Below are 14,454 nucleotides of genomic sequence, written 5' to 3' on the forward strand. Positions count from 1 at the left end.
GCGATCGCGGTGCGAGACGGGTCGGGGTCCTGTCACGGCTCCGCATTAGTCTTGGCACATGACCGACACCTTCTCCAGCCCGCTGCCCGCCGTGATCGACGAACTGTGGGAGCGCCGCGCCGAGCTCACTGCGGCCGACGCGGACGCCCGCAAGTTGGTCGTGGAGGCGGTCGACCTGCTCGATTCCGGCGCCGCGCGGGTCGCCCTCGTCGACCCGGCCACCGACGCGGTGACCGTGGACGAGCGGGCCAAGCGCGCCATCCTGCTCAGCTTCAAGGTGCTGGAGATGACGGAAGGCACGGTCGGCGAGTTCTACCAGCACGACCGGATCCCGCTGAAGAAGAGCTTCCCAGGAGTACGCGTGCTGCCCGGCGCGATCGCCCGCTGGGGCAGTTTCTTCGCCCCCGGCGTGGTGCTGATGCCGAGCTTCACCAACATCGGCGGGTACGTGGACTCCGGCTCCATGGTGGACACGTGGGCGACGGTCGGCTCGTGTGCGCAGATCGGCAGGAACGTGCACCTGTCCGGCGGCGTCGGCATCGGCGGCGTGCTGGAGCCGCCGAACGCGATCCCGGTCGTGGTCGAGGACGACGCGATGATCGGCAGCCGTTCGATGATCGTCGAGGGCGCGCGGGTCGGCAAGGGCGCGATGGTCGGCGCGGGCACCATCCTGTCCGCGACGATCCCGGTCATCGACGTCGAAAGCGGCGCGGAGATCAGCCGCGGCCACATCCCGGCCTGGTCAGTCGCCGTCGGCGGCACCCGCACCAAGCAATTCGCCGGGGGCTCCTTCGGCCTGCCCTGCGTCCTGGTGCTCAAGCGACTCGACGAGGGCCAGCGGCACGACAAGGCCCAGCTCAACGACATCCTGCGGGACCACGGGATGAGCGCCTGATGCAGCGGGGTGGCGACACCGGCGGCAGCGACTCCGGTACTGACACCGACGCGCTCGACCTCTCCCTCGGTGCCGCGGAACTCACCGCCGCGCTGATCGACTTCCCCTCGGTCAGCGGCGAGGAGAAGCCGCTGGCCGACGCGATCGAGCAGGCACTGCGCGCGTTACCCCGGCTGACCGTGGACCGCTACGGCAACAACGTCATCGCGCGCACGTTCTTCGGCAAGTCCAAGCGGATCGTGCTGGCCGGGCACATCGACACGGTGCCGATCGCGGACAACGTGCCCTCCACGCTCAAGGGGGACCTGCTCTACGGCTGCGGCGCCTCCGATATGAAGAGCGGCATCGCGGTGCAGCTCAAGGTCGCCGCCGCGGCAGGGGCGGCCGGCGGACCCGAGCCGGTGCACGACCTGACCTTCGCGTTCTACGACTGCGAGGAGATCGAGTCCGCGCGCAACGGCCTCGGCCATGTCGCCCGCGCACACCCCGACTGGCTCGCCGGAGACTTCGCGCTGCTGCTCGAGCCGACCGATGGAGCGCTGGAAGGCGGGTGCCAGGGCACCCTGCGCGCCCGCATCAGCACTACCGGGCGGCGGGCGCACAGCGCGCGCTCCTGGCTCGGACAGAACGCGATTCACCGCGCCGCCCCGATCCTGGCCAGGCTCGCCGAATACCAGGCCCGCGAGGTCGAGGTGGAGGGCCTGCTGTTCCACGAGGGGCTCAACGCGGTCGGCATCAGCGGCGGCGTGGCCGGCAACGTGATCCCGGACGAGTGCAGCGTGCTGGTCAACTTCCGGTTCGCCCCGGACCGCTCGGAGCAGCAGGCCGCCGAGCACGTGCGCGCGGTGTTCGCGGGCGCCGAGTTCGAGGACTGCGCGATCGAGATCGTGGACAGCGCCCCGGCCGCGCGTCCCGGCCTCGACCTGCCCGAGGCCGTGAGCTTCGCGGCGCTCATCGGCGCACCGCCGCGGGCGAAGTACGGCTGGACGGACGTCGCCCGCCTGTCCGGCCTTGGCGTCCCAGCGGTCAACTACGGTCCCGGCGATCCGAACCTCGCGCACACCCGCGACGAATACGCCTCGGTCACCAAGATCCGCGAGGCCGAGCGGCTGCTCCTGGCCTGGCTTGAGCTGAGCTGACTTGGGCTGAGCTGAGAGAGGCTGACTGAGCCGCTTGGGCTGAGCCGATCTGACGAGCGCCGCGCGATTCGTCGGCTAACAGGACAAGACGGGCGTGCGACAATCGGGGACTCGTTACCGCTTCGACGCATACTGAAAGCAACCTGAACCCCTGTTGCGGCGTCGATCAATGACAAAGGTCCGCCACTGACCGCGGGCGGGGAGTTGCGGTCGTGGCGGTACGGGTTTTGTCTGAATCGGGCGAGGACATGGGACTGACCAGCGGGTTTTTTCTTGATGTGGTGATCGCGGCGGTCATCGCGCTGCCCCTCGTCACGATCCTGTTGTGGAGCAGGCTGCGCGGTCCGCGGGTGCTACGCCAGGCCCAACGACTTGTGATGATCGCACTCTGCCAGGGCACCGCGGTGCTGCTGGCCGCCTTGATGATCAACAACTCCTACCAGCTCTACACCTCCTGGTCCGACCTGTTCGGCAACGACGGCCCGTCCGGCCAGATCCTGGCCGCCAAGCCGGCCTCGCAGACCTCGGCGCAGGCCCGCAGCGTGGACCGGCCGCTGCCGAACGCCGCGCTGTTCCACGCCGACCCGTCAATGCCTGGAGAGGTGCACGTCCAGATCACCGGCGCGCAGTCGAAGGTGAGTGGCGATGTGGTGGTCTGGCTGCCGCCGGAGTACTCGCAACGGCAGTACGCACACACCGAGTTCCCGGTGATCCAACTGCTCTCCGGCTATCCCGGTTCGCCAGCCTCGTGGTTTCGCAGCCTCAAGGTCGCCAGCGCGCTGGAGACCGAGATCCAGCGGCAGGCTGCCCGTCCGGTGATCCTGGTGAGCGCGGCGATCAACGTGGATCCGCCACACAACCCGGACTGCTCGGACATCCCCGGCGGCCCGCAGGTGGCCACCTGGCTCGCGCACGACGTGCATGATCTGATCAACACCTCCTTCCGCACCGTCACCGACCGCTCCGGCTGGGGTCTGATGGGTTATTCGGAGGGCGGCCTGTGCGCCTCGAAACTGCTGTTGCAGTACCCGGGCGAGTTCGCCGCCGCCGTGTCGATGAGCGGTGACGACCACCCGGACGGCGATCTGCTCAAGCCGGGCACCATCGCTTACTACGAGAACAGCCCGTTGTGGCTGCTCCAGCACCGGCCCGCGCCGAATGTCGCGCTGCTGCTGACCGGAACGCTGCAGGACGGATCGACCGCCGCCGAAGCCGACGCGATGAGCCAGGCCGCTAAGGCGCCCACCGTCGTCGAGCGGATGATCTCCGCTCGCGGCGGCCACAACGGCGGGGTGTGGAAGGCCGCCGAGCCGCCCACTCTTGACTGGCTGACCGCGCACCTCGGCCAGCCGAAGAAGTCGGGCGTGCCCGCGGTCCCGAACCTGTCTCCTGTGACCGGAGCCGGCGGCGCGGCCGGAGCTTGGGCGCGCGGCTGAGCGGATCCCGGTCGACCTCCAGACGGCGCCAGTCGTCCAGGGCCACCGATTCACCCATGGTTGGGACGGGGTTCCCGAAGCAGTGGCCCGCCGCCAGGTACCGTGACAAGCGTGACTGAAGAGAATGAGCCGCAAGAGAAGCGGCAGAACGGCGTGCGATTCCGCGGCCCGGTGGTGCTGCGGCGCGGACAGGTTCAAGAATCCACCACCGACCAGCGGCTGCTCGACTCGCGCGGCCCGACGGAATGGCTGCACTCGGACCCGTGGCGGGTGCACCGGATCACCGCCGAGTTCGTCGAGGGCTTCGGCGCGCTCGCCGAGCTCGGCCCGGCGGTCGCGGTCTTCGGCTCGGCCCGCACCAAGCCGGAGTCGACCGAATACCGCCAGGGCGTCGAGGTCGGCCGGTTGCTCGCGGAAGCCGGCTACGCGGTGATCACCGGCGGCGGGCCGGGCGCGATGGAATCGGCGAACCAGGGCGCGGTCAAGGGCGGCGGCACCTCGGTAGGCCTCGGCATCGAGCTGCCCTTCGAGCAGGGCCTGAACGACTATGTCGACCTCGGGGTGAACTTCCGCTACTTCTTCGCGCGCAAGACGATGTTCGTCAAATACGCGCAGGGCTTCGTCGTGCTGCCCGGCGGCTTCGGCACCATGGACGAGCTTTTCGAGGCGCTGACTCTGGTGCAGACCCGCAAGGTGACCTCGTTCCCGATCGTGCTGCTCGGCAAGGACTACTGGTCCGGGCTGGTCGATTGGCTGCGCGGCACCATGGTGGCGCGGGGCAAGGCCTCCGAGGCGGATCTGGCGCTGTTCACGCTGACCGACTCGCCGGCCGAGGCGGTCCAGGCGATCCAAGGCTCCAACGGCCGGCGCGCCGCGGACGAGTCGGCGGCCTTCGCCGAGAAGGTCGCGGCCGAGCGCTCCGGCGAGCAGTGGCCCGAGGGCTAGGGCTGTGGCGCGGCATTAGCACAGCCATCGCCAGGACAGCGCGGCACTAGGACGCGCAGCGCTCGGAAGCTGCGGCCGCGTCGACCAGCGCGCCGCAGAGCGTTGACAGGTCCTCGTCGGCGGTGATGTACGGCGGCATCGTGTAGATCAGGTCGCGGAACGGCCGGATCCACACGCCTCGGCGTACTGCCGCCGACGTCGCGGCCGGCACGGCGACCTCACGCTCAAGCTGCACTACGCCGATCGCGCCGAGCACGCGTACGTCCTTGACGCCCGGGACCTCGCGCGCCGGCGCCAGCCCCGCGCGCAGCCGCGATTCGATCCGAGCCACGTCCGCTTGCCAAGGCACTGCGCCGCGCGCATCCGCGTCGAGCAGCAGGTCGATCGAGGCGAGGGCGACCGACGCGGCGAGCGGGTTTCCCATGAAGGTCGGCCCGTGCGCTAGGACCGGAACCTCGCCGCGGCTGATCCCTTCGGCGACGCGCGTCGTGCACAGCGCGGCGGCCATCGTGAGGTAGCCGCCGGTCAGTGCCTTGCCAACGCACATCACATCCGGAGCGATGCCGGCGTGCTCGGCGGCGAACAGCCTGCCGGTCCGGCCGAAACCAGTAGCGATCTCGTCGAAGATCAGCAGGACGTCGTGCTCGTCACACAACGCGCGCAGTGTCGTGAGATAGCCCGGTGTGTGGAACCGCATGCCCCCGGCGCCCTGCACGATCGGCTCGACGATAACCGCAGCCAGTTCGTCCGCGTGGCGCTGCACCAGGTCGGAAAGGTGCGTGACGTACTCGGGTGACGGCTCTGTCTCATATCCGTCCGGCGGTGCCTCTGCGAAGACCTGCTCGGGTAGCACGCCTCGCCACAAGCTGTGCATGCCGCCTTCGGGATCACATACCGACATGGGGTGGAACGTGTCGCCGTGGTAGCCGCCGCGCCAGGTCAGCAGTCGGCGCTTGCTGGGACGGCCGACTGATTGCCAGTACTGGAGGCACATCTTGATCGCGACCTCGACCGAAACCGAGCCTGAGTCGGCGAGGAACACATGGCGCAGCGGTTCCGGTGTGAGCTCGACCAGGCGTGCCGCAAGTTCGATCGCAGGCCGATGCGTGAGGCCGCCGAACATTACGTGCGCCATCTGCCCTAACTGATCACGCACCGCGGCGTCGAGCGCAGGGTGGCGGTAGCCGTGGATCGCGGCCCACCAGGACGACATGCCGTCGATCAGTTCGGTGCGCGTCCCATCCGGCAGCGAAACATCGAGACGCACTCCCGAAGCGCCGGTGACCAGCAGCGGATCGAGCGTCCCAGGCATCGCTCCATAGGGATGCCACACCAACGCGCGGTCCATTTCGAGCAAGGTCTTGATGTCTGGCTCCGCCACGGCGCCAGTCTTTCATGTGCTTCTCGAGGCCGGTTAGGCCAGGCCTCGGCGCGTGACAGCCGGCGGCCGCGTCCCCGCGATCGAGGCCACCATGTCGAGCACCTGCCGGGTCTCAGGCACCTCGTGGACCCGGAAAATCCGGGCGCCGAGCCAGGCGCACACCGCGGTCGTCGCGAGCGTCCCGGTCAACCGGCCCGCCAAGGGCACGTCCAGCGTCTCCCCGACGAAGTCCTTGTTCGACAGCGAGACCAGCACGGGCCAGCCGGTCGCGCTCAGCTCGTCGAGCCGGCGGGTCACCTCGAGCGAGTGGCGGGTGTTCTTGCCGAAGTCATGCCCGGGGTCGATCAGGATCGACTCGCGCGGCACGCCGAGCGACGCGGCCCGCTCGGCGAGGCCAAGGGTCTGGGCAAGCACGTCGGCCATCAGGTTCGTATAGCCGACGCGGTGTGGCCGCGTCCGCGGTACCGCGCCGCCGGTGTGCATACAGACCAGCCCGACGCCGTGTTTCGCGGCCACTTGCGCGAGATCCGGGTCGTATCCGCCCCAGGCATCGTTGAGCAGATCGGCCCCGGCTCGGCAGGCTGCCTCGCCGACGTCCGCGCGCCACGTGTCCACCGAAATCGCCAGCTGCGGAAAGCGATCACGCACCGCCTCGACGAATGGCACCACGCGGCGAGCCTCCTCCGCGGCGTCGACCTGCTCGCCCGGCCCGGCTTTCACTCCGCCGATGTCCACGATCCTGGCGCCCTGCGCGGCCGCCAGTTCCACGCGTTTCATGGCCGCTTCATCGCCGAAGGTGGCGCCCTTGTCGTAGAACGAGTCCGGCGTACGGTTGACGATAGCCATCACCACCAGCTCATTCGAGCCGAAGGTGTGTCGGCCGAGCCTGAATCCGTCCTCGATCATGGAGGCGTCCCCTTCATGCCTTTCCGGGACCCGTACCCTATGCTCTGCGGCAGGCTAACCCGGCGACGCAGGCCGAGATCACACGGTTTCCGGATCGTACGGCTCCCGGATCACACAGTCTTCTGATCACGTATAGACGGAACGAGGCGAGGACGCGATGTACTGGCTCCAACTCGTAGTGATCGTCGCGCTGCTCGCGGCCGTGGGTTGGCTCGCGATCGGCGGCGGCGGGCACATGTCCGAGCCGGAGCCGGACCGCCCCGATCTGGCGCTGCCCGGCGACGGTCTGCTCGCTCGCGAAGACGTGGACCGGGTGCGGTTCTCGGTCGGCGCGCGCGGCTACCGGATGGACGAGGTCGATGACGTCCTGGACCGGCTCGCCCAGGAGATCGAGTTGCGCGAGCAGCGCATTGCGGAGCTCGAGGGGCGCGCGCCGAAGCAGAGCGCGAGCCCTGATGAGGACTCGGAAGCAGAATCCGAGGCTGAGCTCGCGCAACTGCGCGACGGGACGGAGCCGGGCGAGGACGAGGAGCGCTCCGCGCAGAGCGAGCCCGTCGAGCGCGCCGAGAATGTTGAAAACGCCGAAAGCGCGAAGTAACCGACCGGCCAACGGAATCTGTCGCCGAGTCAGTTCGCTTAACGGACAATCCGCACACTGTCGAACCGCTGTCGAATAAGCCTGCGACCTCAGCCAAAGCCGGACAGGGTCTCAGGGCTCGAATGCCGCGCGCCGCCCGGCGCGCGGCTGCCCTGGGCGTCCGCGGCGAGCGCCGGTCGAAACGTTGCCTATCCGTGATACTTTTATCACTCACAGTCGATACCGCGTAACATCTTGACGCCACGCTGGTTGCGCGGTTTCCTGACTTCACCTCAGGCGGGAGGTGTTGGATGGCAATAGAGATCGCCGTCGCCGTGGGCGAACTGGCGCCAGTCGAGATCAAGGCCTATGACAGGGTCTGGTCCGAGCGTTTTGCGGTGTGCGCCGATCTGGTGCGCGGAGCCTTGGGAGGCTACGCGGTCCGGGTCGATCACATCGGTTCGACCGCGGTGCCCGGCCTTCTCGGCCGCCCGCACCTGGATATCCAGGTCTCGGTGGCGGAACCCGAGGCCGAGGAGGAGTACCGAGCGGCGCTTGAAGGGCTCGGCTTCGTCCTCCAGCTGCGCGAAGCCGATCGCCGCGTGTTCACCGCGCCGACGGGAGCGCTCCCGGCGCATGCCCCGCGCTGCGAGACGAACGTGTACGTGTGCAGGTCCGGAGGAGTACTCGAATACGACCAGCTACTGCTCGTGCAGTACCTGGCGAACGATGCCGAGCGCCGCGAGCAGTACGCCGACCTCAAGCGGCGGCTGGCGCGACAGTGCCGAAACGACCCGGAGGCGTACGCCGAGGGCAAGCGGGCCTTCCTGCGCGAGACCGTGCGCCTGGCCCACCGTGCCTACGTGGACTTCCGCGCGCTGGCCGACCTGGCCTGACCCTGAGCCCGGCGACGCGGCCAACATCACGGTGAGTTCTGCCACCGCGTCGCCCGAACGGCCTCAATTCCGAGCGGGACACTAGGTCTGCTCGCGCTACTTCCCGAGGAAGTTCGGCGCGCGCTTGGCCAGGAACGCGTCCACGGCCTCCCGATGGTCCGCGGTCGCGCCGCACTTGGTCTGCATCGCGTCCTCGAACTCAAGCGTCTCGGCCAGCGAGTGCGACGCGCCGAAGTTCACCGACGCCTTCAGCGCCGCATAGGACACCGTCGGTCCCGCGGCCAGCCGCTCGGCCAGCGCCGCGACGTGCTCGGCGAGCCGGTCGGCCGGCACGATCTCGTTGACGAGGCCGAGCGAGGAGGCCTCCCGCACGCCGATCTTCTGCGGGTTGAACAGCAGCTCGATCGCCTTGGCCGTGCCGACGAGCCGCGGCAGCGTCCACGACGCGCCCGAGTCAGCCGACAATCCAACCTGTGCGAACGCCAGGGTGAACGACGCGGCGTCGGCCGCGATCCGCAGATCGCAGGCGAACGCGAAGGCCGCACCGGCTCCGGCCGCCACGCCGTTGAGCGCGGCGATCGTCGGTTTCGGCATCTCGGCGATGGCGAGCGTGATCGGGTTGTAGTGGTCGCGCACCGTGGACAGCGGCGGGTCGCCGGCGTTCAGCTTTTCGACGTGTTCCCGCAGATCCTGGCCGACGCAGAAGGCGCGGCCCGTGCCGGTGAGCACCACCGCCCGCACGCTTTCGTCGGTGGAGGCCGAGCGCAGCGCCTCGAGCAGCGCCTCCTTGGTCGGCACGTCGAGCGCGTTCATCGCCTCGGGCCGGTTCAACGTAATGGTGGCGACCGCTCCGGTCACTTCATAACGGACGGGTTCCTGGCCGCTTTCCTGGTCTTCGGTCACGCGAATAAGTTACCCGCTGGTAGTAGTGCGGGCCAGCTTGTTCTCAAGTTGTGTTTTCCCAGGGCCGGTGACGTGCGGGATAATGAGCTTCGGTCAGGGTGTCCGCGTGCCCTGCGCCAGGGCGTGTGCGGAGAGGAGCGTCGGACAGCGCAGCGGTCCCGCGACCCCCGCCGAGCGCGCCCCAAGCTCCAGCCGGCCCAGTCCGGATGTACACGGCCCGCCCCGCCCAACCCGGCGGCGGACCACCCGACGAGGAAGGGGAACGAGCATGGCGGCGATGAAGCCGCGGACGGGCGACGGCCCGCTCGAAGTGGTCAAGGAGGGGCGCGGCATCGTGATGCGGGTGCCTCTCGAAGGCGGCGGCCGACTCGTCGTCGAGCTCTCGCCGGACGAGGCGGGCGCGCTCGGAGACGCGCTGAAGAACGTGGTCGGTTAGCGGCCGCGCAGCTCAACTACACAGACAACCCCTTCGGCACTTCGACGGTCCCACCGTCGCCGCGGCCCCGGCCGGGAACTCCCGCGCCGGGGCCGAGCGTTTGCCTGGATGAAGGTTCGGCAACCGAACTCAGCGATTCGGATAACGGACTCAGACGACGTTCAGCAACCTTGAGCCTGACTATGTCAAGGTTCACAGGCCGCTCTCAGCAATTCCGTCGGGGAAGGAAGCTATGGTTACTGCAGCGGTACTCGAACGACGAGGAGGTAGTGCCGTGGCGCTCGGGGGCGGCAGTGACTATGGCGAGGCGGGCTTCGACTCCTTTCCGGCGGGAACGCCGAGCGGGGCGGAATGGACGCCTCCGTCCTGGGACGAGGTCGTGCGTACACATTCGGCCAGGGTGTACCGGCTGGCTTATCGACTTACGGGGGACCGGCACGACGCGGAGGATCTGACCCAGGAAGTTTTCGTCCGGGTGTTCCGCTCGCTCAACAGCTACACGCCCGGCACCTTCGAGGGCTGGCTGCACCGGATCACCACCAACCTGTTCCTCGACTCGGTGCGGCGCAAGGCCAAGATCCGCTTCGAGGGTCTGGCCGAGGACGCGGCCGACCGGCTGGCCGGCAAGGAGCCGACCCCCGCGCAGGCCTACTTCGACAACCACCTCGACGCGGACATCGAGCGCGCTCTGGCCGAGCTGGCCCCGGAGTTCCGGGCCGCGGTCGTGCTCTGCGACATCGAGGGTCTCTCCTATGAGGAGATCGCGGCTACGCTCGGCGTGAAGCTGGGCACCGTCAGGTCCCGGATCCACCGGGGCCGCAGCCAACTGCGTGCCGCTCTCGCGCACCGCGCCCCGACCGAGGCGGTGGAACTGCCGCCACTGGAGACGATCCAGGACGACGCGGAACGCACCGGCGGCGGAAAGGGACAGCTGTGATGGGCCGGTTCAGCGAACACCTCGGCGCTCGCCTCGGCGCGCTCGTCGATGGCGAACTCGCCCACGACGACCGCGACCGCGCGCTGGCGCACCTGGCCGGGTGCGCGCAGTGCCGAACGCTGGTCGAGGCGGAACGCGCGCTGAAGACCCGGCTGGAGGCGACGGCGATGCCGGAGCCCTCGGCCCGGCTGATGGCGGCGCTGTTCCAAATCCCGCAGACCGAGCGCCCGCCCGAGCCGCCGGCCGGCTCGCCGCCGCAGCTCGGCGGCTTCCTCGGTCGCTCCTCGGCCTTCCTGCCCGAGTTCGCGGTCGGCCTGCGGCCGATCGGCGAGCTGCCGGAGGATGGCGAGTCCGCTCTCGGCGAGGGCGGCGCGATGAACCGCACCCGGCTGGCCCCGCGCCGCGGCGGCCTGGTCCCGGTGGCGGAGCCGCCTTTCCTCGGCCGCGCGTTCCCGTCCATGCGGTAGGTCCTGTTTCAAACGACCGTGCGCGGCAGGCGTTGCGGCCGCACCGATCGTATTGATGTAGGACCGAGTGCCGGGTGCACTAGTTCGCATTCGCGAGACCGCACCCGGCCCGTTCAAGCCCGGACCGCCGATCCGCGCACCGCCGCCCCACGAGGCTCTGCGCCCACCGGCGGTCCGCGTTCGTACCCGAACGCCGCGCGTGTCCGCGTACCGCTCGACCCAGTTCCTGCTTGATCGACTGAAAACGTCTCGCGCCCCGCGACCGCTCGGTGCGCCGTTTGGGCAAGTCAGCCGAGCAAATCACCGTGGCCGGCGATCTTTTCCCCGGCGGTTGCGGCGTAGCCTCTGTCTGACCGGCGGTTCGGACGGTTACTGTGGTTTCTGGTCATCGGACCACCTGCACTACCCCCTGCCCGCCGACGCCGGAGCACCGCGATGTTCTTCGATCTGTCCCCGCTGGAAATAGTCGTGCTGCTCGGGCTCGCCGTCGTCCTGTTCGGTCCGGACAAGCTGCCGCAGGCCGCGGCCAGCGCCGCGCGCTTCCTGCGCCAGGTCCGCGCGTTCGGCGAGAACGCTCGGGCCGATCTGCGCAACGAGCTTGGGCCCGAGTTCGACGGCCTCGACCTGCAGGACCTCAATCCGAAGACTTTTGTTCGCAAGAACCTGCTCGGTGAGGGCGAGGAACTGCGCGGCCTGCGCGACGAGTTGAACCGCGACCTGCGCAACCTCGGCTCGATGGACGAGTTGCCGCCGCCGCGCCGCGAACCGACTCCGTTGGCCGCCGGCGAGCGCCCGCCCTACGACGCAGACGCGACCTGATCTTTCCGCACCCTCCGACCTCAGACGGGCTACAGCAGCCGTAGGCTTCACGCCGCTCGGCGCCGCGGCCTCCCGGCCGTGGACCCGCGCCGCCGCCGCGCCTGAAGTCGGAGAACAGACCAACGGAGCGTCCCGTTTGACCAGCCCGGCCCAGCCCACGTCGCGCCAAGCCGAGTCGTCCTCCGCGCCGATCCACGAACACGCCCCGCGCCTGTCCCGCACGCCCGCGCCCGCCGCGCGTGACGGGCACGCCGCCTTTCACGCCGCACAGCTGCCCTGGTACGGGCTGGACGCCGGATGGCGCGGCGAGCGGCGACTGGGCACACTGTGCGCCGATGCCGATGGCACCGTCCAGTACGGCACCCTGCTGCACGGCGACGCCCCCGCGGGCCGGCCCGGCGGCGACCCGCAGCGCCGCGCGGTCACCGTGGTCACCATGGCTCCGCTGCCGCGCCGTCCGGCGCTGCGGCCGGACGGGACCGCCCGCGGCTACGTCGAGGCCAGCACGGTCGCCTCGGTGGCCGCGGTTGCCGGCATCGGCCTGGTCGAGGAGCAGTGGCCGTGGCATATGGAAGTCGCGGTCCGGCAGCAGTGGATGGACCAGCAGCGTGAGTTGGCCGCCCAGGTGGCCGACCGCCTCGGCGACCTGCCCTGGCGGCTGCTGACGCTCACCGTGGACCTGCTGCCGCAGGTCTTCCACTACCGCGAGTCGGAGTACGGCTGGGTGCTGGCCACCGCGACGCAGCACTGTTTCCTGGCCGCGTACGGGCGGGGCGTGTCCGCCTACTCCCTGGCGTTCACGCGCGCAGCCCTCGCCGACTACGAAGCCTGATCGTTCGCTCGCATGAGGCGGGCGAGTGGACAGGTCAGATCCCGCCCGCTCACTCGTCGTAGTACCGCGCCTCGATGACGTTGTTGTCCGGGTCGCGGAAGTAGAAGGCGTGCGGGGCGTTCCCTCGCGCGCCATAAGTGACGACCCGCCTCGACGAGGTGTCCACGCCGTGCGCCTCTAACCGGTCGCTGAGTGCTTCGTACTCTTCTTTGCTCATGGCGATGCAGACGTGATTCACCGGAAAGCCCGCGGTCTGCGTCGTCTTGGTCATCTCGTTGACCGCCGCCGCATCCTGACGCGGCGTCAGGTCGATGATCGAGCGCTCGGTGACGCGCACGCTCGGGAAGGGCGCGTCTCCGGCTCGGAACTCGTCGGCGCGCACCGGGCGCAAGCCGACCACGTTCACGTAGAAGTCCACGGATTTGAGCGGGTCGTCGACCCAGATGACCACATGATCGAGATCCATGACTAGACAGTACCCACCGCACGCGCTTGCCCAATGACTCGCTAGACGATATATCTTGGCTATGAACACATCGACGAGGACGGAGCAGGTGTTCCTGATCCTCACCGCGCTGGTGGATCAGCCGCGGCACGGCTACGGGATCGTGCAGGAAGTCGCCCGTCTGTCCAATGGCCAGACCCAGCTGAAGGTGGGCACGCTCTACGGCGCGCTCGATCGGCTGACGGGGGAGGGGCTGGTCGCCCCTGACCGCGACGAGGTCGAGGCCGGACGGCTACGCCGCTACTACCGCATCACCGAGCAGGGCGCGGCCGCGCTCGCGCAGGACGCGGAACGGATCGCGTCGCACGCGGCGATCGCTACGCGACGGCTGCGCGAGCGCGGAGTGCCACTTCCAGGCAAGCTCGGCCCAGCGGGAGGAGCGGCATGAACGCGAGCGGGGGATCGGGGATGGACGAGGGCGACTACGGCGCGGATGGCGGGGCGGGCATCCTCGAAGCCCGCTATCGGCGCATTATGGCCTTGTTGCCGGCCGCGTACCGCGAGCGGCGCGGCGAAGAGATGATCAGCACACTGCTCGACGGCGCGACGGAGGGGAGGCGCTGGCCGAGAGTCGGCGAGGCGGGGAGCCTGGTCGCGCTCGCGATGCGGCTGCTGGTCGGTGCGCCGGGCGGGACGCGGCGAGCGGTCGCCGCTGGGCAGGTGTTGCAGCGTACTGCGCTTGCCGGTCTGCTGGCCTTGGGCCTCTGGAACGCTACGGCGGGGGTCGCAAATACTGTCGCGGTCTTTTCCAAAGTGGGTCACTACTACTACCGAGACCTCATCAGTTCCACCTGGACGTGGCCGTTCACGATGAACCTGGTCCAGCCGCTCGTGTACTTCGGCGCGTTCGCCGCGCTAGTGCGAGGACGCCGGCGTCTGGGCCGCATTCTCGGCGTCGCGCAGGTGGGCATGGTGGCGGCGGAAGTCCTTCAAGACGCGAACTGGGTGACTTCTGATCGCGTCGCGCTGCTCACGGTGGCCGCAGTGATCGCTCTGGCCGCCGGACTGGGGTTCCATCGCGCGGTCGCGCCGCTGCTAACGCCCGGTCGCTGGCTCGCCGTCGCGGCCGGTCTCACCGGCGTCGTGGTGATCGTCGCCGCGACGGTGACTGCCGTCGCGTACAACGACACATCGGTACCCGATGCGCTCGCGATAACGGCACAGCTGGTGGCCGGTCCCCTGGTGCCTGCGTTGGCCGCGATCTTCGGCGTGCTGCGAGCGCGCCGATCACCGATCTGGCCCGCGGCGTTGTTCATCCTCGGTGTTCCGGGGCTTCTGATCGTGCCCCGCGCCGTCATCATCTACGTGCAGGGCAAGTACGAGAACCTGTTCGTCGGCGACCTGTTCGCCGGATCGCTGTGGCCTGGCTTGCCTGTGTAC

17 protein-coding genes are annotated in these 14,454 nt (G+C 69.3%); 13 read left to right on the forward strand and 4 right to left on the reverse strand.

All coding sequences use genetic code 11. The features are described from left to right. Positions 1 to 58: 58 nt before the first annotated feature. From VN779_RS03295 to VN779_RS03310, 4 genes are all read left to right on the forward strand, one after another. Positions 59 to 895, forward strand: coding sequence for a 2,3,4,5-tetrahydropyridine-2,6-dicarboxylate N-succinyltransferase (locus VN779_RS03295; protein WP_325719980.1), 837 nt, complete (start codon positions 59 to 61; stop codon positions 893 to 895). Further along, positions 895 to 2,034 (forward strand): succinyl-diaminopimelate desuccinylase, encoded by a 1,140-nt coding sequence (dapE, locus tag VN779_RS03300; RefSeq protein WP_325719982.1) that lies wholly within the window; start codon positions 895 to 897, stop codon positions 2,032 to 2,034. The genes VN779_RS03295 and dapE overlap by 1 nt, the downstream gene beginning before the upstream one ends. 212 nt (positions 2,035 to 2,246) lie before the next feature. Next, positions 2,247 to 3,470: an alpha/beta hydrolase gene (locus VN779_RS03305; protein WP_325719984.1), complete on the forward strand. Its 1,224-nt coding sequence runs from the start codon at positions 2,247 to 2,249 to the stop codon at positions 3,468 to 3,470. Positions 3,471 to 3,581: 111 nt separating this feature from the next. Continuing rightward, positions 3,582 to 4,415: a TIGR00730 family Rossman fold protein gene (locus tag VN779_RS03310; protein WP_325719986.1), complete on the forward strand. Its 834-nt coding sequence runs from the start codon at positions 3,582 to 3,584 to the stop codon at positions 4,413 to 4,415. Positions 4,416 to 4,461: 46 nt separating this feature from the next. On the opposite strand, the gene VN779_RS03315 is transcribed toward VN779_RS03310, so the two are convergent. Together VN779_RS03315 and folP are read right to left on the reverse strand one after the other, a co-directional pair. Next, the gene (locus tag VN779_RS03315; protein ID WP_349260625.1) at positions 4,462 to 5,763 is read right to left on the reverse strand and encodes an adenosylmethionine--8-amino-7-oxononanoate transaminase; all 1,302 of its coding nucleotides are present in this window, start codon (positions 5,761 to 5,763) and stop codon (positions 4,462 to 4,464) included. A gap of 66 nt (positions 5,764 to 5,829) precedes the next feature. Beyond that, positions 5,830 to 6,702: a dihydropteroate synthase gene (gene folP, locus VN779_RS03320; protein ID WP_325719990.1), complete on the reverse strand. Its 873-nt coding sequence runs from the start codon at positions 6,700 to 6,702 to the stop codon at positions 5,830 to 5,832. Between the two features lie 157 nt (positions 6,703 to 6,859). On the opposite strand from folP, the gene VN779_RS03325 reads away from it, so the two are divergent. After that, positions 6,860 to 7,300 (forward strand): DivIVA domain-containing protein, encoded by a 441-nt coding sequence (locus VN779_RS03325; protein ID WP_325719991.1) that lies wholly within the window; start codon positions 6,860 to 6,862, stop codon positions 7,298 to 7,300. Positions 7,301 to 7,590: 290 nt separating this feature from the next. Next, positions 7,591 to 8,175: a GrpB family protein gene (locus tag VN779_RS03330; RefSeq protein WP_325719993.1), complete on the forward strand. Its 585-nt coding sequence runs from the start codon at positions 7,591 to 7,593 to the stop codon at positions 8,173 to 8,175. Between the two features lie 96 nt (positions 8,176 to 8,271). Here the strand turns inward: VN779_RS03330 and VN779_RS03335 are convergent, their stop codons facing one another. Further along, a complete protein-coding gene (locus VN779_RS03335) occupies positions 8,272 to 9,078 on the reverse strand; it encodes an enoyl-CoA hydratase/isomerase family protein (RefSeq protein WP_325719995.1) in 807 nt (268 codons plus the stop codon). Between the two features lie 268 nt (positions 9,079 to 9,346). On the opposite strand from VN779_RS03335, the gene VN779_RS03340 reads away from it, so the two are divergent. The 5 genes from VN779_RS03340 to VN779_RS03360 all read left to right on the forward strand — a co-directional run bounded on the left by VN779_RS03340 (position 9,347) and on the right by VN779_RS03360 (position 12,569). Beyond that, complete coding sequence (locus VN779_RS03340; RefSeq protein WP_211467520.1) at positions 9,347 to 9,514, forward strand: DUF3117 domain-containing protein; 168 nt, start codon at positions 9,347 to 9,349, stop codon at positions 9,512 to 9,514. Positions 9,515 to 9,788: 274 nt separating this feature from the next. Continuing rightward, the gene (gene sigE, locus VN779_RS03345) at positions 9,789 to 10,451 is read left to right on the forward strand and encodes an RNA polymerase sigma factor SigE (RefSeq protein ID WP_325719998.1); all 663 of its coding nucleotides are present in this window, start codon (positions 9,789 to 9,791) and stop codon (positions 10,449 to 10,451) included. Further along, the gene (locus VN779_RS03350) at positions 10,451 to 10,918 is read left to right on the forward strand and encodes a zf-HC2 domain-containing protein (protein WP_325720001.1); all 468 of its coding nucleotides are present in this window, start codon (positions 10,451 to 10,453) and stop codon (positions 10,916 to 10,918) included. The genes sigE and VN779_RS03350 overlap by 1 nt, the downstream gene beginning before the upstream one ends. Positions 10,919 to 11,353: 435 nt before the next feature. Next, positions 11,354 to 11,737, forward strand: a complete 384-nt coding sequence (locus VN779_RS03355) for a sec-independent translocase (protein WP_325720004.1) — start codon at positions 11,354 to 11,356, stop codon at positions 11,735 to 11,737. A 136-nt stretch (positions 11,738 to 11,873) separates the two neighbouring features. Continuing rightward, positions 11,874 to 12,569: a hypothetical protein gene (locus tag VN779_RS03360; RefSeq protein WP_325720006.1), complete on the forward strand. Its 696-nt coding sequence runs from the start codon at positions 11,874 to 11,876 to the stop codon at positions 12,567 to 12,569. Between the two features lie 49 nt (positions 12,570 to 12,618). Here VN779_RS03360 and VN779_RS03365 read toward each other — a convergent pair whose 3' ends face one another. Then, complete coding sequence (locus VN779_RS03365) at positions 12,619 to 13,035, reverse strand: VOC family protein (protein ID WP_325720008.1); 417 nt, start codon at positions 13,033 to 13,035, stop codon at positions 12,619 to 12,621. A gap of 61 nt (positions 13,036 to 13,096) precedes the next feature. Between VN779_RS03365 and VN779_RS03370 the strand changes: the two genes are divergently transcribed. Both VN779_RS03370 and VN779_RS03375 read left to right on the forward strand, forming a co-directional pair. After that, a complete protein-coding gene (locus VN779_RS03370) occupies positions 13,097 to 13,462 on the forward strand; it encodes a PadR family transcriptional regulator (RefSeq protein WP_325720009.1) in 366 nt (121 codons plus the stop codon). Continuing rightward, the coding region (locus tag VN779_RS03375) for a hypothetical protein (protein WP_325720011.1) at positions 13,459 to 14,454 on the forward strand (996 nt) is incomplete at its 3' end. The genes VN779_RS03370 and VN779_RS03375, both read left to right, overlap by 4 nt.

This window comes from Actinocrinis sp. (assembly GCF_035605935.1).
GTDB lineage: Bacteria > Actinomycetota > Actinomycetes > Streptomycetales > Catenulisporaceae > Actinocrinis.